The organism is Myxococcus xanthus, assembly GCF_013116825.1.
Taxonomy (GTDB): domain Bacteria; phylum Myxococcota; class Myxococcia; order Myxococcales; family Myxococcaceae; genus Myxococcus; species Myxococcus xanthus_B.
Window position 1 is genome coordinate 1 of sequence record NZ_JABFNS010000088.1, and the last position, 19229, is coordinate 19229.

Annotated in this window: 13 protein-coding genes; 6 read left to right on the plus strand and 7 right to left on the minus strand. The window is 69.9% G+C overall.

The genetic code is table 11. From position 1 onward, the window contains the following. Positions 1-105: 105 nt before the first annotated feature. A complete protein-coding gene (dusA, locus tag HNV26_RS23715) occupies positions 106-1104 on the plus strand; it encodes a tRNA dihydrouridine(20/20a) synthase DusA (protein WP_171452874.1) in 999 nt (332 codons plus the stop codon). A gap of 316 nt (positions 1105-1420) precedes the next feature. On the opposite strand, the gene HNV26_RS23720 is transcribed toward dusA, so the two are convergent. Further along, positions 1421-2137 (minus strand): tetratricopeptide repeat protein, encoded by a 717-nt coding sequence (locus tag HNV26_RS23720; protein ID WP_171440847.1) that lies wholly within the window; start codon positions 2135-2137, stop codon positions 1421-1423. 10 nt (positions 2138-2147) lie between these two features. After that, a complete protein-coding gene (locus tag HNV26_RS23725; RefSeq protein WP_171440846.1) occupies positions 2148-3677 on the minus strand; it encodes an acetyl-CoA hydrolase/transferase C-terminal domain-containing protein in 1530 nt (509 codons plus the stop codon). Positions 3678-3873: 196 nt separating this feature from the next. Here HNV26_RS23725 and HNV26_RS23730 point away from each other — a divergent pair, with 196 nt between their 5' ends. Beyond that, a complete protein-coding gene (locus HNV26_RS23730; RefSeq protein ID WP_171440845.1) occupies positions 3874-6087 on the plus strand; it encodes a M3 family metallopeptidase in 2214 nt (737 codons plus the stop codon). A gap of 21 nt (positions 6088-6108) precedes the next feature. On the opposite strand, the gene thiD is transcribed toward HNV26_RS23730, so the two are convergent. Both thiD and HNV26_RS23740 read right to left on the minus strand, forming a co-directional pair. Continuing rightward, positions 6109-6927, minus strand: a complete 819-nt coding sequence (thiD, locus tag HNV26_RS23735; protein WP_171440844.1) for a bifunctional hydroxymethylpyrimidine kinase/phosphomethylpyrimidine kinase — start codon at positions 6925-6927, stop codon at positions 6109-6111. 40 nt (positions 6928-6967) lie between these two features. Beyond that, positions 6968-8758: a glycosyl hydrolase family 18 protein gene (locus tag HNV26_RS23740; protein WP_171440843.1), complete on the minus strand. Its 1791-nt coding sequence runs from the start codon at positions 8756-8758 to the stop codon at positions 6968-6970. Positions 8759-8948: 190 nt separating this feature from the next. Here HNV26_RS23740 and HNV26_RS23745 point away from each other — a divergent pair, with 190 nt between their 5' ends. The 3 genes from HNV26_RS23745 (at position 8949) to HNV26_RS23755 (ending at position 14005) form a co-directional block, all read left to right on the plus strand. Beyond that, complete coding sequence (locus HNV26_RS23745; protein WP_171440842.1) at positions 8949-10409, plus strand: M20 family peptidase; 1461 nt, start codon at positions 8949-8951, stop codon at positions 10407-10409. Positions 10410-10652: 243 nt separating this feature from the next. Further along, complete coding sequence (locus HNV26_RS23750) at positions 10653-12404, plus strand: DUF4215 domain-containing protein (RefSeq protein WP_171440841.1); 1752 nt, start codon at positions 10653-10655, stop codon at positions 12402-12404. Between the two features lie 146 nt (positions 12405-12550). Then, positions 12551-14005 carry a tetratricopeptide repeat protein gene (locus tag HNV26_RS23755; protein WP_253816965.1) on the plus strand — a complete coding sequence of 485 codons (1455 nt, stop codon included), beginning with the start codon at positions 12551-12553 and terminating at the stop codon, positions 14003-14005. 49 nt (positions 14006-14054) lie between these two features. Here HNV26_RS23755 and HNV26_RS23760 read toward each other — a convergent pair whose 3' ends face one another. Further along, complete coding sequence (locus HNV26_RS23760; protein WP_216612657.1) at positions 14055-14768, minus strand: hypothetical protein; 714 nt, start codon at positions 14766-14768, stop codon at positions 14055-14057. 154 nt (positions 14769-14922) lie between these two features. Further along, complete coding sequence (locus HNV26_RS23765) at positions 14923-15732, minus strand: SAM-dependent methyltransferase (RefSeq protein WP_171440839.1); 810 nt, start codon at positions 15730-15732, stop codon at positions 14923-14925. Positions 15733-15927: 195 nt separating this feature from the next. On the opposite strand from HNV26_RS23765, the gene HNV26_RS23770 reads away from it, so the two are divergent. Continuing rightward, entirely contained in the window at positions 15928-18153 is a 2226-nt protein-coding gene (locus HNV26_RS23770) for a fused MFS/spermidine synthase (protein ID WP_171440838.1), read from the plus strand. A gap of 1 nt (position 18154) precedes the next feature. On the opposite strand, the gene HNV26_RS23775 is transcribed toward HNV26_RS23770, so the two are convergent. After that, positions 18155-19180, minus strand: a complete 1026-nt coding sequence (locus HNV26_RS23775) for a methyltransferase (RefSeq protein ID WP_171440837.1) — start codon at positions 19178-19180, stop codon at positions 18155-18157. Positions 19181-19229: the final 49 nt, after the last annotated feature.

A 19229-nucleotide genomic window follows, 5' to 3' on the forward strand; every position in this document is an offset into this window, starting at 1 on the left:
CCGGGGTCCGCCATGTCCAGGTACGCGTGCAGCAGCGGCCGGAAGTAGGGGTGCGCGCAGCGGTCGATGATGTCCTGGGCGCGCCGCTTGGGCGAGCGGATGTCCATGTTGAGCGCTCACCCCATGCCGCTGTCTGTCGCGCCGATGATGGACTGGACGGACCGCAACTGCCGGTACTTCCACCGCCAGCTCAGCCGTCACACGCTGCTGTACACGGAGATGGTCACCACGGGCGCCATCCTGCATGGCGATCGGGAGCGGCTGCTGGGCTACGACGCCGCGGAGCACCCGGTGGCGCTTCAGCTCGGCGGTTCGGAGCCGGCGGCGCTCGCCGAGTCCGCCCGCATCGGCGAGCAGTGGGGCTATGACGAAATCAACCTCAACGTGGGGTGCCCGAGCGACCGCGTCCAGTCGGGCCGCTTCGGCGCGTGCCTGATGGCGGAGCCGGACCTGGTGGCTCGGCTGGTGGGGGCGATGCGCGAGGCGGTGAGCATCCCGGTGACGGTGAAGTCGCGCATCGCCATCGACGAGTTGGAGGAGTGGCCGACGCTGGAGGGCTTCATCCGGAAGGTGTCCGCCGCGGGCTGCACCCGCTTCATCGTGCACGCGCGCAAGGCGTGGCTCCAGGGGCTGAGCCCCAAGGAGAACCGCGACGTCCCGCCGCTGCGCTACGACCTGGTCCACCGGCTCAAGGCGGAGTTCCCGCACCTGGACCTCAGCATCAACGGCGGCATCAAGACGCTGGACGCCGCCGCGGAGCAGCTGCGCCACGTGGACGGGGTGATGATGGGCCGTGCGCCGTATGAGAACCCATACCTGCTGGCCGAGGCCGACCGCCGTTTCTTCGGCGCCACCACGCCGGTGCCCCAGCGGCACGAAGTCGTCGAGGCCATGCTGCCGTACATCGAGAAGGCCATGCTGCGCGGCGCGCCGCTGGGCGCCATCACCCGGCACATGCTGGGGCTCTTCCAGGGGCTCCCGGGGGCTCGCGCGTGGCGCAGGCACCTGAGTGAGAATGCCCACAAGCAGGGCGCGGGGCCGGAGGTCGTCGTGGCGGCGCTGGCGAAGGTACGGCGGGAGCCCGAAGCCGAAGTCGCGGCCTGAGCGAGGGCATCACCCCGACACCAGAGGGAACCGCAGGGACGAGCCGCTTCCTTTCGGCCCGGCATGCGATTCCCTCTGGTCCACCGTCGCGCTCGGCGTGGTCCGTGCCCGCCCGAAGCTCCCCGCCACCCACGTGGTCCCCAAGCACCGCCCCAAGTCGGCGCTCTCACGGGGTGTCAGGCATTGCATCGGAGCTCGGCCCCACTCGCGAGCACCCCCGCCGCTCCGGGAGCATCAGGCCCGGAAGCAGCACCCGCGGCCGGAGCCGCCGTGTGCATGGCCATTCTTGTCGCATGCGCTGGCCGCGAAGGGCCCGTCATGGTTTGCGCATGGTTCCTTCACGAAGCGCGTCCAGCAGGGCAGGTGGGTCGCCTTCACGAAAGGCGGAGAGTCCCGCCTCGAAGTCCGCGCGCGCGCCCTCCACGTCGCCTTGCCGCTCACGCAACACGCCACGCGCGTGCAGCAGCTCCGGGTCCACCTCGTCGCCCGTCTGGGACGCGAGCGCCTGGGTGAGGTCCTGGGCCGCGTCGTCCAGCCGGCCCATGCGGGCCCGCGCGGCGGCGCGCTGTTGGAGCAGCCACGGGTTGCCCGGGGCCTCCTCAATCGCGAGCGTCCAGTCCCGCTCCGCCGCTTCATCCCGGCCCAGCGCCTCCAGTGCTTCGGCGCGCTTCATGTGCAGCACCAGGGCCTTCCGGTAGCCCGCCGCGACGAGCGCGTCGAAGTCCGCCACCGCGTCTTCATGGCGGCCCAATCTCGACAGGCACAAGGCCCGGTGCAGCCGGCTGGTGAGGTGGCCAGGTGCCAGCGCCAGCACGCGCTCGTACCACTCCAGCGCTTCCGCGGGGGCGCCGCCCCAGATGGCCAGCGTCTGCGCCACTTCCAGCAGCACGCGGGCCTGCCGGGGATGGGCCTCCGCCAGCGTCCGCGCGAGCGTGAGCGCGGAGGTGTACCGCCCGCTGCGTCGCAGGCGGTCCAGCTCCCGCAGCTGGGCGGCCAGCTCCGGGGGACAGGCTTCGCGGCCGTTGCGCTCCACCGCCGGTGTCTCAGCCGTTCTGGGGGAAGGCGCGCGTCGCCGCGTCGTAGTCCGCCCACCAGCCCTGGAGCGCCTTCATGTCGGTGGCGCGCGGCTCGTCGCCGGGGCCCGCCATGTCCAGGTACGCGTGCAGCAGCGGCCGGAAGTAGGGGTGCGCGCAGCGGTCGATGATGTCCTGGGCGCGCCGCTTGGGCGAGCGGATGTCCATGTTGAGCGCGTAGCCCTGCTCGGTGACGACGCACTTGATGTCGTGCTCGGTGTGGTCGATGTGCCGCACGTACGGCATGACACAGCTCACCGTGCGGCCATCCCGCAGCTTCCGCGTGGACGGCGTGTGGACGATGCTCAGGTACGCGTTGCGGAAGAAGTCACCCGACCCGCCCAGGCCATTGACGATGCGCGAGCCGTCGATGTGCGTGGAGTTGACGTGCCCGTAGATGTCCACCTCGATGGGCGTGTTCATCGCGATGACGAAGAGGCGGGAGATGATTTCGGGGCTGTTGGACAGCCACATGGGCCGCAGCACCAGCCGGTCCTTGCTCCGCTCGAACATGTCGAGGAAGCGCTGGCGGCCCTCCGTGGAGAAGGACACCGCGGTGGCGGACGCGTATTCGAACTTCGCGTCATCCTCCACGTAGCGCAGCATCCCGTCCTGGAAGACCTCGGTCCAGAAGCGGATTTTCTGGAAGGGAGAGTCGTAGAGCTGGCCGATGATGGCGTTGGCCACGTTGCCCACGCCGGACTGGATGGGCGGCAGGCGCTTGCCCCAGTGGTACTGCTCGCGGCAGCGCATCAGGAAGTCGATGACGTGCTCGGCGATGCGCCTGGCGGTGTCATCCGCCGCCTTGAAGGGCACCGGGTGGTCGGGCGTGCGGGACTCCACCACCGCCACCACCTTGCTCAGGTCGAACTCCACGTAGGGGGTGCCGATGCGGTCCCTCACGTTCACCAGCGGCAGCGGCCAGCCCACGTGCGGATGGACGGCGGGCAGGACGATGTCGTGAAAGCCCGTGTAGTCCGGCCCGGAGGTGTTGACCTCGAGGACAATCTTCTTCGCGCGGGCCAGCGCCTCCGCGCTGATTCCCACCGACGACGTGAGGATGACGCTGCCATTCTTCCGGATGCGCGACACCTCGACGACGGCAACGTCGATGTCGCCGTAGAAGCCATACATCAGGTTGCGCGCGAAGGCGGACAGGTGGACGTCCGTGAAGTCCATCTCCCCAGCATGGATGCGGCGCCGCGAGGCAGGCGAGGACATGTACGGGCCGCGCTTGGCGACGAAGGGCGCCATGGGGCCCTCCACGTCCTCGGACAGGGACGCGCCGGACAGCAGGGTGATGCGGGCGTCCGGTGCCGTCTGGGAGAAGTGCCAGGCGAGCGCCGGCAGGAACGTCTTCGGCTCACCCGACTTGGTGAAGCCGCTGATGGCCACGGTGTTGCCGTGGACGACGTGCTTCACCGCCTCTTCGACGGGGACGACCTTCGCCAGCAGTTCGGCGTTCTCGATGCGGTCCTTCAGCGTGCTCGTCACGGTCATTCCTGGAGGGTGAATGCTGTGGGGGCACTGGGTGTAACACACCGCGTCTTGCCCGTGGCCACGGTGTTGGCCGGGAACAGATGGGCAGGCAGGCATGTTGGTGTGCCCGCGATTCCGTCCCCCGGTTCGCGGCGCGATGCCGTTAGGCTGCGTCCCTCTTCAGTTAGCCCCCCTTTCGTCGGGAGACATCCTCTACATGCGTAAGCTCTTCTTCGCTGGCGCGGGCATGGCCGTCATCGTGTCCGCCGGCTGTGCGACGACCTCGCAGGAGTCCCAGAACATGGCCACCGCGCCTCAGACGACCGCCCCCGCCGCGCCGGCTGCTCCGGAGCAGGCCAACCCGCTGCTCGCGAAGTGGACGGGCGCCCATGGCGGCGTGCCGCCGTTCGACCAGGTGAAGGTGGAGCTCTTCAAGCCGGCGCTCGAGGCCGCGATGGAGCGGACGCGCGGCGAGCTGGCGGCCATCGCCAACGACACCTCGGCGCCCACGTTCGAGAACACCATCGTCGCGCTGGAGTCCGCCGGCAAGACGCAGGGCGAAGTGGAGACGCTCTACGGCATCTGGAGCTCGTCCATGAGCGGGCCGGAGTTCCAGGCGCTGGAGCGGGAGATGGCGCCGAAGCTGGCCGCCTTCGACGACGAAATCTTCCAGAACGAGGCGCTCTTCCGCCGCATCGAGGCGGTGTACCAGTCGCCCGACAAGGCGAAGCTGACGCCCGAGCAGCAGCGGCTCACCTGGCTGCACTACACGCGCTTCGTCCGCTCCGGCGCGAAGCTGGACGCGGCGGCCAAGCAGAAGCTGGCGGCCATCAACCAGCGGCTGGCGTCGCTCTACACGTCCTTCAGCCAGAACGTGCTCGCGGACGAAGAGGGCTACACCGTCGTCCTGGAGTCCGAGGCGGACCTGGCGGGCCTGCCGGACTCCGTGCGCGCGGGCGCCGCCGCCGCGGCCGAGTCGCGCGGTCAGAAGGGCAAGTGGATCATCACCAACACGCGCTCCTCCATGGAGCCGTTCCTGACGTACTCGTCGCGGCGCGACCTGCGCGAGAAGGTCTGGCGCAACTACGTCAACCGCGGTGACAACGGCGACGCGCGCGACAACAACGTCATCATCGCCGAAGTCCTGAAGCTGCGCGCCGAGCGCGCCACGCTGCTGGGCTACAAGACGCACGCGCACTGGCGGCTGGAGAATGCCATGGCCCGCACGCCCGAGCGCGCCATGGAGCTGATGGAGGCCGTCTGGAAGCCCGCGGTGGCCCGCGTCCACGAAGAGGTCGCGGACATGCAGCGCGTGGCCAACAAGGAGGGCGCGAAGCTCAAGATCGAACCCTGGGACTACCGCTACTACGCGGAGAAGGTCCGCAAGGCGAAGTACGACCTGGACCAGAACGAGGTGAAGCCCTACCTCCAGTTGGAGAAGCTGCGCGAGGGCATGTTCTGGGTGGCCGGCGAGCTGTTCGGCTTCTCCTTCACGCAGGTGAACGACGTGCCCGTGTTCCACCCCGACGTGCGCGTCTGGGAGGTGAAGGACCAGGCCAGCGGGCGTCACGTGGGCTTGTGGTACTTCGACCCGTACGCGCGCAAGGGCAAGCGCTCCGGCGCGTGGATGAACGCGTACCGCAGCCAGGAGCGGTTCCGGGGTGAAGTCACCACCATCGTCTCCAACAACTCCAACTTCGTGAAGGGCCAGCCCGGGGAGCCCGTCCTCATCAGCTGGGAGGATGCCTCCACGCTGTTCCACGAGTTCGGCCACGCGCTGCACGGCCTCAGCTCCAACGTGACGTACCCGTCGCTGGCCGGCACCGCGGTGGCGCGCGACTACGTGGAGTTCCCCTCGCAGTTGCTGGAGCACTGGCTGTCCACGCCCGAGGTGCTGAACACCTACGCGCTGCACTACCAGACGGGGAAGCCCATTCCCCAGGCGCTGGTGGACCGCATCGAGAAGGCCGCCACCTTCAACCAGGGCTTCGGGACGGTGGAGTACCTGTCCAGCGCGCTGGTGGACATGAAGCTGCACCTGGCGGGGGCTACGCCCATCGACGCGGACGCCTTCGAGCGCGACACGCTCAACGCGCTGGGCATGCCGAAGGAAATCGTCATGCGGCACCGCACGCCGCAGTTCGGCCACGTCTTCGCGGGTGATGGGTACTCGGCGGGCTACTACAGCTACCTGTGGTCGGACACGCTGACGGCGGACGCCTACGAGCGCTTCACCGAAGGCAAGGGCGCCTACGACAAGGACGTGGCCGCGCTCCTGCGCAAGCACGTCTTCTCCGTGGGCAACACGCTGGACCCGGCCGACGCGTACCGCGCCTTCCGGGGCCGTGAGGCGGGCATCCAGGCCCTGATGCGCAAGCGCGGCTTCCCCGTGCCGGCCGCGCAGGCCGCGCCGAAGAAGGCCGCGAAGTAGCCGCCCGGTGACGGGCCCGGGCTACCCCTCCAGCGGGAAGAAGTGGCTGAAGGGGCCCGGGCCCTTGCCCAGGGGCAGGGGGTGCTCCAGCGCGGCGGTGACGTAGTCCTTCGCGCGCCGGGTGGCCTCCAGCGGCGTCTGCCCCAGCGCCAGGTGCGCTGCGATGGCCGCCGACAGCGTGCAGCCCGTGCCGTGGGTGTTGCGCGTGTCCACCGCGCGCAGGTGCAGCGTCTCCATGCGCTCGCCGTCGAACCAGACGTCGGTGCCGCGCAGCCCGCCCGTCATGCCGCCGCCCTTCACCAGCACCGCCTGGGGGCCGAGCCGGTGGATGCGGCGCGCGGCCTCCCGCATATCCTCCAGCGTCTCCAGCTTCATGCCAGCGAGCAGCTCCGCCTCGTGCCGGTTGGGCGTGGCCACCGTGGCCAGGGGCAGCAGCAGCTCCTTGAGCGCGCCCACGGCCGCGTCGTCGATGAGGCGCGCGCCGGCGCGGGACACCATGACGGGGTCCACCACCAGCGGACCCAGGCCCAGCGCGCGCAGGCGGTGGGCCACCGTGGTGATGATGGCCGGGTTGACGAGCATGCCCGTCTTCACCGCGCCCGCGCCGATGTCGGAGGCCACGGCGTCGATTTGCGCGGCGACGGCCTCGGGGGGCATCACGTCCACGCGGGTGACGCCCTGCGTGTTCTGCGCGGTGATGGCCGTCAGGGCGCTGGTGCCGTGAACGCGGTGGAAGGCGAAGGTGCTCAGGTCGGCCTGGATGCCGGCGCCGCCGCCGCTGTCGGAGCCGGCGATGGTGAGCGCGGTGGCTACGGACTTCGAAGTCTCCATGGCCGCCATGGTGCGGGAGCGGGCGCTCCGCCGCCAGCGCTTCCCGCGCTCAGGGGTCCAGGAAGGCGCGTTTCACCGCGTCCAGCAGCGGGTCCCTGTGGCCGTTCGTCGGCCGAAGGAAGTGCCCCTGGCTGAGGGTCCAGATGATGGCGCCGCCCAGGTTCTTCTCGCGCGCGTACTGGCCCTTGACGGAGATGGAGCGCGGGTCCTCGTAGGAGATGTAGTTGCAGAGCCCCGGGCCGTGGCCGGTGGGGAAGGACAGGTAGGGCACCTGGGCCACGTCGTCCCAGCGGCTGGCGTCCGCACGGTAGTAGTGCGTCATGATGTTGGTGTAGCTCATGAAGTTGTCGCTCTGGCCCTCGAAGACCCCCTCACGACCATCCAGGGGCGTGTTCGGCTCCGTCACGCCGCCCCAGCACGTCCCGAAGAAGCCGATGCCCACGCCCAGCCGTCCCGCGGGCACGCCCGCGTCCAGGTAGCCCTCCACGGAGTGCGAGACGGAGGTGGGGTGGAACTGCGAGTGGCCGTAGAGCGGACTGGAGTGCCAGCTCTCCCAGCCGCCCCAGTGACCGCTCATCTTGTAGGACATGATGTTGAGCTGGTCCACGCGCGACGCCAGCTGCTTCATGAAGTCGGCGCGATAGCGGCTCATCTTGAAGTTGGCGTTCAGCCAGTCCACCGGCACTGTGAGGATGATGTCCGGCCGCGCGGCGCGCAGGCCCTCCAGCAGCGCGAGCAGGGGCTCACCGTCATCGGGCTGCATGGGCGCGCCTTCCGGGATGTCCGCGGCCAGGATGATGGGCTCCCAGTCCACGTCGATGCCGTCGTAGCCCAGCTCGTCCATGAGCTGGATGATGTTGCGGATGAAGTGCGCGCGCTGGGCCTCGGACGCCGCGTGCACGAAGTTCCCGTGCTCGCCGAAGCCGCCGAGCATCAGCAGCGCCTTGCGCCCTTGCTGGTGCGCGCGCGTCGCCAGGGCCTTGGCCATGGCGCGGCCGTGGCTGTCGTCGACGTTGGCGTCGAAGTTCGCGTTGAGGGTGCCGTTGGGGTTCGGCTTGACGCGGCCCACGACGAGGTGGGTGATGCCCGCCAGGTCCACCGCGTCCACCGGCTGCATCCACAGTTGGTAGCCCACGAAGTAGCCCGTCACCCATTCGGTGGGCTCGCCCCCGGCGCGGGGCTGGATGGTGTTGGCGACGGCGAGGGGGCCGTCCCCCTTCTCGTTGGTGGCCGCCACGGTGATGCGGTACGACACGCCGTTGAGCAGCCCGGGGATGACGGCGCTCGCGGCCGGCGCGTCCACCGTCACGGAGACGCCCCCAGGCTCCGCCGTCAGCCGGTACTGGCGCAGCGGCCGGCCACCGTAGCTGGCCGGTGCCAGCCAGCTCACGAAGGCGTGGCCGTTGCCCGGCGTGGCCCGGACGCCACGAGGCTGGCCCGGGACGGTGGGGTTGGAGATGGAGAGGCCGGGCTGCGGCGTCACCAGCTCCGACTGCACGGAGGCGGGACCTTCCCCGTGAATGTTCACCGCCGCGACCTTGAACGTGTACGCGAAGCCGTTGTGGAGGCCGCGCACGGTGGCCTGGAGTTGGTCCGACGTGACGATGGCGCCGCCACAGGCGGGCTCACATCGCACGATGAAGTACATGACCGGGTCGCCGCCGTCGCTCGTGGGGGGCAGCCACGTCACCAGGGCCTCGGCATCGGCCGCCTGGGCCGTGGCCGCGCCCGGGGCGCCCGGAAGGCCCAGGTCCTCCGCACCTCCACTGGTGCAGCCAGCCAGTGTCCCCAGCACCAGGCCAAGCCAGCACTGTCTCCACACCGTGGATGGCTTCTTCACCGCGCACCCCCTGCGACGATCCGCGTCATCTACACGACTTGTGTTTCACGGTGAATATGGAAAATAGTCACAGTGCTGGAAATTCGTGATTCGCGGAAGCGAGGCCTGCCGTGGGACTCAGCCCTGGAGATGCAGTGGGGTGGCGGGCTGCCTTTGCTAGCGTGAGGTGTCCCCACCGCGAGTCTTGCCGATGAAACGCATTCTCTTGTCGTTGTTGGTTGTCGTCGTTGCCCTCGCGGGGGTTCTCCTCACGAAGGCCCTTCGCTTCACCTCGCGGCAGGTCCAGCTGGAGGCGCCCGCGGCGTTCACCGTGGACGCGGATGCCGCCGCGGCCCGGCTGGGCGGTGCGCTGCGGCTCAAGACGCTGGCGGCGGCGGAGGGGCAGCCCGCGGAGGACGCCGCCTTCGCCGCGCTCCACGACTACATGCGGGAGCAATACCCCCGGCTCCACCAGGCGCTGAAGCGCGAGCCCGTGGGGGCGCACTCGGTGCTGTACACCTGGACGGGGACGGACGCGTCGCTGCGCCCGGCGCTGCTGCTGGGTCACCTGGACGTGGTGCCCGTGGAGCCCGGCACGGAGGCGTCCTGGACTCACCCGCCCTATAGCGGGCGGGTGGCGGACGGCCATGTCTGGGGCCGGGGCGCGCTGGACGACAAGGGGAGCGTGTTCGGCATCCTGGAGTCGGTGGAGGCCCTGCTCGCGGCGGGCTTCCAGCCCAAGCGCACGGTGTTGCTCGCCTTCGGTGGGGATGAAGAGGTGGGGGGACGCGAGGGCGCGGAGGCGATGGCGAAGCTGCTCCGCGAGCGGGGCGTGACGCTGGAGTCCGTGCTGGACGAGGGCGGGATGATTGTGTCCGGCACCGTGCCCGGCGTGGCCTCACCGGTGGCCCTGGTCGGCGTGTCGGAGAAGGGCTTCGCCAGCGCGGAGCTGGTGGCGGATGGCGAAGGCGGCCATTCGTCCATGCCGCCGCCCCAGACGGCCGTGGGCGTGCTGAGCCGCGCCATCTCCCGGCTGGAGGATGCGCCCATGCCCGCGAGGCTGCGCGGTGGCAGCCGGGCCCTGTTCGAGTTCGCGGGGCCGGAGATGGGCTTCGGGATGCGCACGCTCTTCGCCAACCTGTGGCTGTTCGAGCCGCTGGTGCTGCGCCAGCTCACCGCGAAGGCCACCACCAACGCGGCGGTGCGCACCACCGCCGCGGCCACCATGTTCGAGGGCAGCGAGCGCGACAACGTGCTGCCCGCCCGCGCCCGCGCGGTGGTGAACTTCCGCATCCTCCCCGGAGACTCCGTGGCGGGCGTGCTGGAGCACGTGCGGCGCGTGGTGGATGACCCCCGGGTGAAGGTGAGCACCCTGGGCTTCATCAGTGAACCGTCGCCCGTGTCGCGCATGGACTCCGAGGCGTGGTCGCAGCTCCAGCGCAGCGTGCGCCAGGTGTTCCCCGACGTCGTCGTGGCCCCGTACCTCATGCTGGGCGCGACGGATTCGCGCTACTTCACCGGGCTGAGTGAGAACGTCTATCGCTTCATGCCGCTGCGCCTGGACGGCGCCGACCTGTCACGCCTCCACGGCAAGGACGAGCGCGTGTCGGTGAAGGGCTACGCGGACGCGGTGCGCTTCTACGCGCAATACGTCCGCAACGTGGCCCAGTGACGCCGGTGGGAATGGGTTGAATGGCCCGCACGGCACGTGTGCGCCTCGTCATGCACACCGCTTCTGACTTTCTACGAAAGTGATGTTTCGGGCGTTGGTGTCATGAATGTAGATGTGCGCAGCAGACGGGAGAACATGGAAAGTCCGTTCTGCCTGCACATCTGCGCGCCGTTTGCACCTCGCATCCGTTGACTTGCCGTGACGCGTTGACAGCGGTGCGAAGCACTTTCAGCATTTGTTCCCATGGTGAACCCCCATCGCAGGTCTCGGTTGGCGAGCGCGTTGCTCGCATCTCTTCTCTTCACATTGGTGGCCTGTAGCGGCGGGGGCGGTTCGGCGAAGCCCGATGCCGGCCCCGGCCCGAACATCCCGGACGGGTCGACGCCCGATGCTGGCGACGCCTGTGGTGACGGCCAGCGCCAGTCCGGCGAGGCCTGTGACGACGGCAACAGGGTGGACGGCGACGGCTGTAACGCGACGTGCACCACGGTGGAGGGCGGGTTCATCTGCGAGGTGCCGGGAGCGCCATGCATCCACCTGGTGAACTGCGGAAACGGCCGCGTCGAGGACGGGGAGGAGTGCGACGACCGGAACGTGGTCAGCGGTGATGGTTGCAACGGGAGCTGCCGGATCGAGAGTGGCTGGGCGTGCCCGGCCCAGGGTGGCCGCTGCCGCGCCAAGGAGTGCGGTGACAACATCATCGCCGGTGACGAGGAGTGCGAGGACGGCAACACCACGCCGGGCGACGGCTGCAGCGACGTCTGCCGGCTCGAAGAAGGCTGGAAGTGCCCGCCGGGTCAGCCGTGCAGCCGCACCACCTGTGGTGATGGCATCACCGAGGGCACCGAGCAGTGCGACGACGGCAACACCGTGATGGGTGACGGCTGCTCGCCGCTGTGCACCAAGGAGCCCCGCTGCTCGGATGGCAACTGCGAGGAGACGTGCGGCGACGGTCTCATCCTCCCCAACAGCGCCGTTGAGGAGTGCGACGACGGCAACACGCGCGCCAATGACGGCTGCTCGCCGGACTGCAAGCTGGAGGATGGCTTCGCGTGCGTGCTCATCGAGCAGGAGCCGCCGGCGCAGGTGTCCATCCCCGTCGTCTACCGTGACTTCCGCGGGTGGGACCTGCCCGCCGATCCGGCGAATGGCCTGCCCCGCGGCCACGAGGACTTCCAGTACCGGAACGCGGGCCGTGAGGATGGCATCGTCGAGAACCGGCTCGATGCCAATGGCCGCCCCGTCTACGCGAAGGAAGGACAGGCGTCGAACAACACCAGCAACCGGGCCAATTTCGACCAGTGGTACAGGGCGGTCGAGAACGTCAACAAGACCGTCGTCGGCACCTTCGTGCTGGGTCGGCAGCCCAATGGCTCGTACGTGTTCGATAACGATGCGTTCTTCCCGCTCGACGATGTCAGCGGCACTTGGGTGGCCGAGGGCCACGAGCCGCGGCGCGAGGACCTGGCGGGGCAGCTGCGCAACTTCCACTTCACCAGCGAGGCCCGCTACTGGTTCGAGTACAAGGGCTCTGAGGAGCTGACGTTCCGCGGTGACGACGACGTGTGGGTCTTCGTCAACGGCCGGCTGGCGCTCGACCTGGGCGGTGTGCACGGCCCGGCGTCGGGCACCATCTACATGTCGGGCCAGGCGAGCTCGCTGGGCCTGCGGCTGGGGGGCATCTACGAGGTGGTGGTGTTCCAGGCCGAGCGTCACACCCACGGGTCTTCGTACCGCCTCACGCTCAACAACTTCCTCACCGCCCGCACCGAGTGCACCGCCACCTGCGGCGACGCCGTGGTGGACGAGGAGGCCGGCGAGGAGTGTGACGACGGCGTCAACGCGGGTGGCTATGGTGAGTGCGGCCGTGGCTGCCTCTGGGGCCCCCGATGCGGCGACGGCAAAACCCAGGAGAATGAGGGCGAGGAGTGCGACGACGGCAACACCGTCAGCCGCGACGGTTGCAGCTCAACGTGCCGGCTGGAGATTGGCTGAGCCCGTCGTCCTGAGGTGAAGGTCGAGGCGCCGCTCCGGGAGGTTTGTCCTTCCGGAGCGGGGCTTCCCTGAAATCACTGAGTTTGTGTTGCCAAGGGAGCAGGCAGCCTCCGGTGGACGGGCGTCTGCTATCGTCCGCGCGCCTCATGGCCTCCCGTTCGTTCGCGCTTCCGCTGTGCGTCATGTTGCTCGTGCTTGCCGCTCCGGCACGGGGGGCGGTGGTGCGCCCGGGGTTGCCTCCTCCCGAAGAGGTCATGGCGACGCTGCGGCAACTGGAGACGGCCCGGGCACGCGGCCGCGCCAGCGCGATGGACAGCGAGCTGGAAGCGCAGTCACGGGCGCGGCCCGGGGATTTGATGCCGCGGATGTACCGGGCGTGGCTCACCTTTCCCTCGGATGCGTGCTGGAACGAGCTGAAGGCGCTCTCCACCCTGGACCCGGAGAATCCGTGGCCCTTCGTGGGCATGGGGCTCATCTACGTGCGCTGGGGACTGCTGGCGGAGGCGCGGACGCCCATCGCCGCCGCCCTGAAGCAGGCCCCTGGCTTCGCGCCGGCGCTGTGGGCGCAGGGCGTGTTGCTCCAGGCGGAGGGCAAGCCCGCGGAGGCGGAGGTCCGGCTGCGTGAGGCGCTCGCCCAACTGGATGCGCCGCAGATTCGGACGTCCCTGGCCATGTTGCTGGCGGGGATTCCCGAACGGGAAGCGGACGCTCGCGCGGAGCTGACTCGGACGGTGGAGGCGTGGCCCGAGCAGCCCGAGGCGCTGCGGAAGCTGGCGCAGTTGGCCCGCGCAGCCAATGACGTGCGTGCGGCGGCGACCGCGGGCGAGAAGCTGGTGGCCCTCAAGCCCCGGGCCAAAGAAGCGCACCGGCTCCAGGCCGACCTGTGGCTGGCCGCCTCGGAGAAGGAGAAGGCCGCCGGGTCGCTGGAGCGCTACGCGGAGCTGGGCGGCGTGGAGCCCGCGGCCCTGGAGTTGCTGGCGCGGTTGTATCGGGAGCTGGGCCGCGCCGACGCGGAGGACAAGGCCCTGGTCCGGCTCGTCGCCGCCGCGCCAGAAGACCCGGAGCCGCTGCTTCGCCTGGCCGAGCTGGCCGAAGCGCGCGGAGATTCCAGGACGGCCGAAACCCACCTGGTGAAGGCTTCCGAGCGGGCGCCCGCCCGCGCCGACATCCACGTGCTGCGGGCCCGGTTGGTATTGAAGCAGGAGCGTCACCAGGATGCGCTGGCCGCCTACCGCGCGGCGCTGGCGGCGCCCGAGCGCCGGGTCGCCGAGGCTGAAAGCGAAGCCGCCGCGCTGGTACGCCACTTCCGGTTGCCGTCCCAGCCCGCTCGGGGGACCCAGGACCAGATATACAACCGGGTGTCACTGGGCCTGGTCGCCCTCTACATGAACCGGCTCCAGCAGACGCCGGGCATCAAGGGCAACCTCAAGGTTCAAGTCCAGGTGGACGCGTCCGGCCGGGCCACCAGCGTGACGGTGCTCTACGACAGCCTCAACGAGGCCGTCATCACCGGCCACGCCCACTTCGCCTTCATGGACGCGCAGTACCCGCCGGGGCCCGACACGCCCGTGTTCCAGTACGTCTTCCGTCCGCCGAAGTGAGCCCCGGCCGTGCCTGTCCTGGCCCGGCCGGGCCGATGGGCGCGGTGACCTACGGATTGCGCTGCTGCTTGGTGCCGCTGCCGCCGTAGCCTTGCACCTGGTTGCGCATCCGCTCCCAGGTGGCGCGAGCCTGCCGCTCCTGCTGCTGCTGCGACTGGAGCTTGCGCTGGGACTCCTCCACCTTGCGCTGGGCGTCCGCCGTGGCGGAGGCGAAGTCGGCCTCGGACAGATTCTGGGCGCGCACGTCCTGGTTCGCCTTCAGGGCCTCGTATTCGGCCTGGCTGAGCTTCGCGTCAGCCACCGCCAGCTCGTTCTCCCGCAGCTCCTTCTGGGCCTCCATCGTCTTGATGGCGTGCTCGCGGTACCTCACCTGGGCCTGGGCCGCGCTCAGGCTGGCGTCCGCGCTCTTCAGCTCGGCCTGCGCTTGGGTGATGTTGCTGCTCTGTCCGGTGGCGTTGGCGGCCTTCAGCGCTTCGTTATGTGCTTCCCGGCGGGCCTTGGCCGCGTCCTCGTTGCGCTTGGCCACCTCCAGCTCCCGGCGCGCATCCTTGAGGGCCACGTCGGAGCGGGTCACTGCGTCCTGGGCCGTGCGCAGCTGCGACTGGGCCTCGCGGACGTCACCCAGCTGGTCCTCGGGGACTCGGGCCAGCCACGACTCGTCCACCTTCGCCGAGCGCGTCGAACTGCACCCAACGCTCGCCACCGACAGGGCCGCTCCCATCATCACGCCCGCAAGAACCCGACGCCTTCTCGATTGAAACATGCTCCGTCTCCTCTCCGTGTGCGCGTGTTGCCTGCAAAGACGGTAGTCACGCGCCGCTGGGGAGGCAGACGGCAGGGAGGCGTGCCGTGGCGCTGCCCTGACGGGGATGGGCGCGAGCGCCTGCCCGCACGCTCGCTCCACCCGGTGGGGACGGTCAGCGCTTCTCCAGGACGACGGCGTAGAACTCGATGCCAACGCCCTCACGGTCCTCGTCGGTGATGTGCTCCGGGGGCAGCCCGAGGAACTCGCGCACGGGCAGCACGCCGGTGGCATCCCGGGCCCAGGGGCCACACAGGTCCAGGTACTCGGGCAGGGAGTAGAGCTGGAAGGACTCGCCCATCTGCCGGAACGTGCCGACGAACTGCTCCCACTTCGGGGTGCTGAGGTCCGGCGACTTCGTCTCGAAGGTGGTGAACAGCTTCGAGCCTGGGGCCGCCCAGTCGTACAGGTCGCGGAAGAACTGGCGGTTCTCCTCGGCGGACAGGAACACGGTGATGCCATTGGCGCCGAAAGCGACGCGGCGCTCTCCCTCCAGGAAGGCACTCACGTCCGGCCGCCGCAGGAAGGCGCCCGCCTGGCGGATGTCGCATTCCATGTAGCGGACGCGAGGCGTGTCCCCCAGCAGATGGTGGGCGGTGGTGATGGTGAGCGGATTGACGTCGCTGTAGAGCACGCGAGCGTCTGGCAGCACGGCGTGGACATGGTCCCCGGTGGGCAGCCCCGACGCGAAGTCCACCCAGTGGTGGAAGCCGTCGGCCGCCAGGCGCTGCGCGGCGGTGCGCAGGCAGGCGCGCAGCATGCGCACCCACTTCCGGGTGGAGGGCACCAGCGAGAACATGTACTCCGCCGCCTGCCGGTCGGCTTCGAAGTGGTGCGTGCCCCCCAGCGTGTAGTCGTAGATGCGGGCGGCATTGGGGACGTTCGGGTTGACGCCCGGGATTCGGGCGAGCGCTTCGGTATCCATGCGGTCAGGGCCTCCAACGGATCGACGGGGTCTGCGGAATTTCTTCGGGGCCGGTGCGGATGAGGCCCACCCGGAGGAAGTCGCCGTCCTCCAGGGCGCCATCGTATGTGCCGGGCGCGATTTCCCGCACCTCGGGTGATTCCCACCAGCACGGATGGTCGCCTCGGACGGGGGTGGTACAGTCGCCGCCACCGCATGGCTCTTCTCCCCGCGTCTCGTCTGGATGTGCTTCGCGCTGCCCTCCTCGTGTTGGTGACGAGCTGCGCCACCCTGGTGTTGGAGCTGGCCGCCGCCAGGTTGCTGGCGCGCTTCATCGGGGCTTCGCTCCACACGTGGACGAGCATCATCGGCGTGGTGCTCGCGGGCATCAGTCTGGGCAGCTACGCCGGAGGCCGGCTGTCGGAGCGGGGCGCATCGTTCCGGTGGCTGGCGGGCCTCACCGCGCTGGGGGCGGTGCTCGCGCTCCTGCCGCTGGGGTGGGTGGCCGTGCTGGGGGATGGCGCCGCGCTGCGCCCCATCCCCGTGCTGCCGCGCACCTTCCTGCTCACTTTCCTGGGCTTCTTCCCCGTCAGCTTCGTGCTGGCCATGGTGACGCCGCTGGCGCTCCGGCTGCTGCTGCCGGACCTGGGGCGCGCCGGGCGCATCGTGGGCCTGCTGTACGCGCTGGGCACGTTGGGGAGCCTCGCGGGCAACTTCCTCACGGGCTTCGTGCTGGTGGCGTGGTTCCCCGTGCCCACCATCGTCCTCACCGTGTCGGGCGCGCTGATGTTGTGCGCGCTGCTGGCGCTGCCCAGGGCCTCCGTGTCCGCGCCGCCCGTCGAACCGGCGGCCCCCGCGACGGCCGGCGCCGTGGCGGCAGCGGTGGCCACGCCACCCTCGACGGGCGTGGACCTGCGCGCCCGGCCCGTGCTGGCGTGCTTCCTGGTGGCCAGCGCGAGCTTCTGCACGCTCGCCATTGAACTGGCGGCCAGCCGCATCCTGGCGCCCACCGTGGGCGTTTCCCTGCTGAGCTGGACAGGCATCATCGGCGTGGTGCTGACGGGCATGGCGCTGGGCAACTTCGTGGGCGGCCACCTGGCGGACCGGTGGCCCCGGCAGGAGGTGCTCGCCGGCTCCATGCTGCTGGCCGCGGCCAGCTGCCTGCTGATTCCGCCCATCCACCAGTGGCTGGTGCTGAAGGGCCACTTCGACGGCCTGGGCCTGCAGGCGCGCATCGTCGCGTACACGGCCGCGGTGTTCCTGTTGCCGGTGACGGCCCTGGGCACGTTGTCACCCCAGGTGCTCCGGCTGGCGCTGGCGGACGTGGAGCGGGCGGGGCGCACCGTGGGCCGGCTGTACGCGTGGAGCACCGCGGGCGCGCTGCTGGGCTCGTTCCTCACCGGCTGGTGGCTCATCGCGAAGGTGGGCGTCTACCCGCTGGTGATGGGGGCCAGCCTGGGCCTGGTGGCGCTGGCGGCCTTCGTGGGGCAGGTGTGGCGGCGGCCCCTCTTCATCGGCGCCACCGCGGGCACGCTCGCGCTGGCGGGCATGTTCGGCGCGCTGGGCCTGTTCGCGTCGCCGTGCACGGAGGAGACGGACTACTTCTGCATCAAGGTCAACCAGGTGGAGCATGACGGCCGGCGGCTGCTGGCCATGCAGTTGGACCACCTGACGCACACCATGGTGGACCTGGAGGACCCGTCGTACCTGGGCTACCCGCACGGGTACATCCACTCGGAGGTGGTGCGCCACGTGGCCGCGCGCACCGCGGAGCCCCGGGTGCTGGTGATTGGTGGGGGCGGCTACGTGGTGCCGCGCTGGGTGGAGACCTACGTCCCGCAGGTCCGGATGGAGGTGGTGGAGATAGACCCGGCCGTGACGCGCATCGCGCTGGAGCGCTTCGGCGTGAAGCCGGACACGCGCATCGCCTCCTTCAGCCTGGATGGGCGGCAGTACCTCCAGGAGATGGCGGAGCGCGGCGCGTACGACTTGATTGTCCAGGACGCGGTGAACGACCTGTCGGTGCCCTACCACCTGATGACGCGCGAGTACGACATGCTGGTGCGCTCGCTGCTCAAGCCGGACGGCCTCTACCTGCTGACCGTCATCGACGAGATTCCCCGGGGCTCCTTCCTGCGCTCGGCCCTCCGGACGATGCAGGAGGTCTTCCCCCACGTGGAGCTGCTCCACGACGCCCGCAGTGGCTCCCAGGGGCAGGGGGTCTACATCGTCGCGGGCTCGGCCCGGCCCATGGAACTGGAGCGCCTCCCGGAGCTGCTGCGCGGTCTGGGCATCGAGCAGCCGCGCACGGGCCGGGTGCCTCGCGCGGAGATTGACGCCTACCTGGCCGCGGGCCCCGCGTTGCTGCTCACGGATGACTTCGCTCCGGTGGACAACCTGCTCGCGGAGCTCTTCCTCCTCCGCGAACAGGTCGCGCCGTAGCTCAGCGCTTCACGGCTTCGATGATGCACGTGCCGGCCTGGGTGGGGCGGATGCCCACCAGCTCCCAGGAGGTCCGGGTCAGCAGTGCCTGGAATTCGTTGGCCGTGCGCTCCCGTCCGTCCGCCAGCACCATCATGTTGAGGTCCATGAGGGGCACGGGAGAGGGCGTCTGGTTGTCAGGCATCACCAGCTCCAGCACGAAGAGCCGGGCTCCCGCGGGCGCCGCGGCATGGATGTTCCGCAGGATGGCGGTGGCGGAGTCCTCGTCCCAGTCGTGAAGGATGTGCTTGAGCAGGTAGGCCTCGGCGGAGGGGAGGCCCGGCTCGAAGAAGCTGCCGCCCACCAGCTCCACCCGTCCACGGAGGCCCTCTGCTTCCATCGGGGCCTTCGCGCCTTCGAGCACGTGCGGCAGGTCGAAGAGAATGCCCCGGCAGGAGGGGTTGGCGCGCAGCACCCGCGCCAGCAGCGCTCCCTGGCTTCCGCCAATGTCCGCCACATGGGCGAAGGGGGAGAAGTCGACCTGTTGCGTCAGCTCGTGGGCCACCAGGGCCGACAGGTTGCCCATGGCCCGGGCGAAGTGCGCCGCCTCTTCGGGGTGCTTGGCGAAGTGCTCCCAGATGTCCGTCCCCAGTGCCTCGCGGACGGTGGACTTCCCGGTGCGGACGGCCTCGACGAGCTGGCCCCAGGGCAGCCAGTGGGCGCGGTCACTCTGCGTGATGGCCACGTCCCGCAGCGAGCCGGGGACGTCCGAGCGGAGCCCTTCGCCCATGGGCGTCAGGGCAAAGGTCCGCTCACCGACCTCCTGGAAGATGCCCGCGGAGATGCCGCCTCGCAGCAGCCGGTACAGGCCGTCCGCGCTGATGCCGAGCTCGTCCGCCAGCGCGTCACTGCTCCGCGGGCCCTGGGAGAGCAGGTCCGCGATTCCCAGACGGGCCGCCGTGCCAATGACCTGGGTGAGCCAATAGCCGCCGATTCGCTCATAGAGGAGCTGCGTGGGAAACGGAGTCCCGCCGGGGGTCTTGTCCATGCCTGGAGTCTAACAGCGCTCAAATCCTGTCATCACCCGGGATGACGAT

Excerpts from the sequence above, each read along its gene's own strand:
- thiD (WP_171440844.1), bottom strand. The coding sequence starts at position 6,927 with ATGGCGGCCATGGAGACTTCGAAGTCCGTAGCCACCGCGCTCACCATC.
- HNV26_RS23730 (WP_171440845.1), top strand. The coding sequence starts at position 3,874 with ATGCGTAAGCTCTTCTTCGCTGGCGCGGGCATGGCCGTCATCGTGTCC.
- HNV26_RS23750 (WP_171440841.1), top strand. The coding sequence starts at position 10,653 with ATGGTGAACCCCCATCGCAGGTCTCGGTTGGCGAGCGCGTTGCTCGCA.
- HNV26_RS23755 (WP_253816965.1), top strand. The coding sequence starts at position 12,551 with ATGGCCTCCCGTTCGTTCGCGCTTCCGCTGTGCGTCATGTTGCTCGTG.
- HNV26_RS23775 (WP_171440837.1), bottom strand. The coding sequence starts at position 19,180 with ATGGACAAGACCCCCGGCGGGACTCCGTTTCCCACGCAGCTCCTCTAT.
- HNV26_RS23770 (WP_171440838.1), top strand. The coding sequence starts at position 15,928 with ATGGCTCTTCTCCCCGCGTCTCGTCTGGATGTGCTTCGCGCTGCCCTC.
- dusA (WP_171452874.1), top strand. The coding sequence starts at position 106 with ATGTTGAGCGCTCACCCCATGCCGCTGTCTGTCGCGCCGATGATGGAC.
- HNV26_RS23745 (WP_171440842.1), top strand. The coding sequence starts at position 8,949 with ATGAAACGCATTCTCTTGTCGTTGTTGGTTGTCGTCGTTGCCCTCGCG.
- HNV26_RS23760 (WP_216612657.1), bottom strand. The coding sequence starts at position 14,768 with ATGTTTCAATCGAGAAGGCGTCGGGTTCTTGCGGGCGTGATGATGGGA.
- HNV26_RS23725 (WP_171440846.1), bottom strand. The coding sequence starts at position 3,677 with ATGACCGTGACGAGCACGCTGAAGGACCGCATCGAGAACGCCGAACTG.
- HNV26_RS23765 (WP_171440839.1), bottom strand. The coding sequence starts at position 15,732 with ATGGATACCGAAGCGCTCGCCCGAATCCCGGGCGTCAACCCGAACGTC.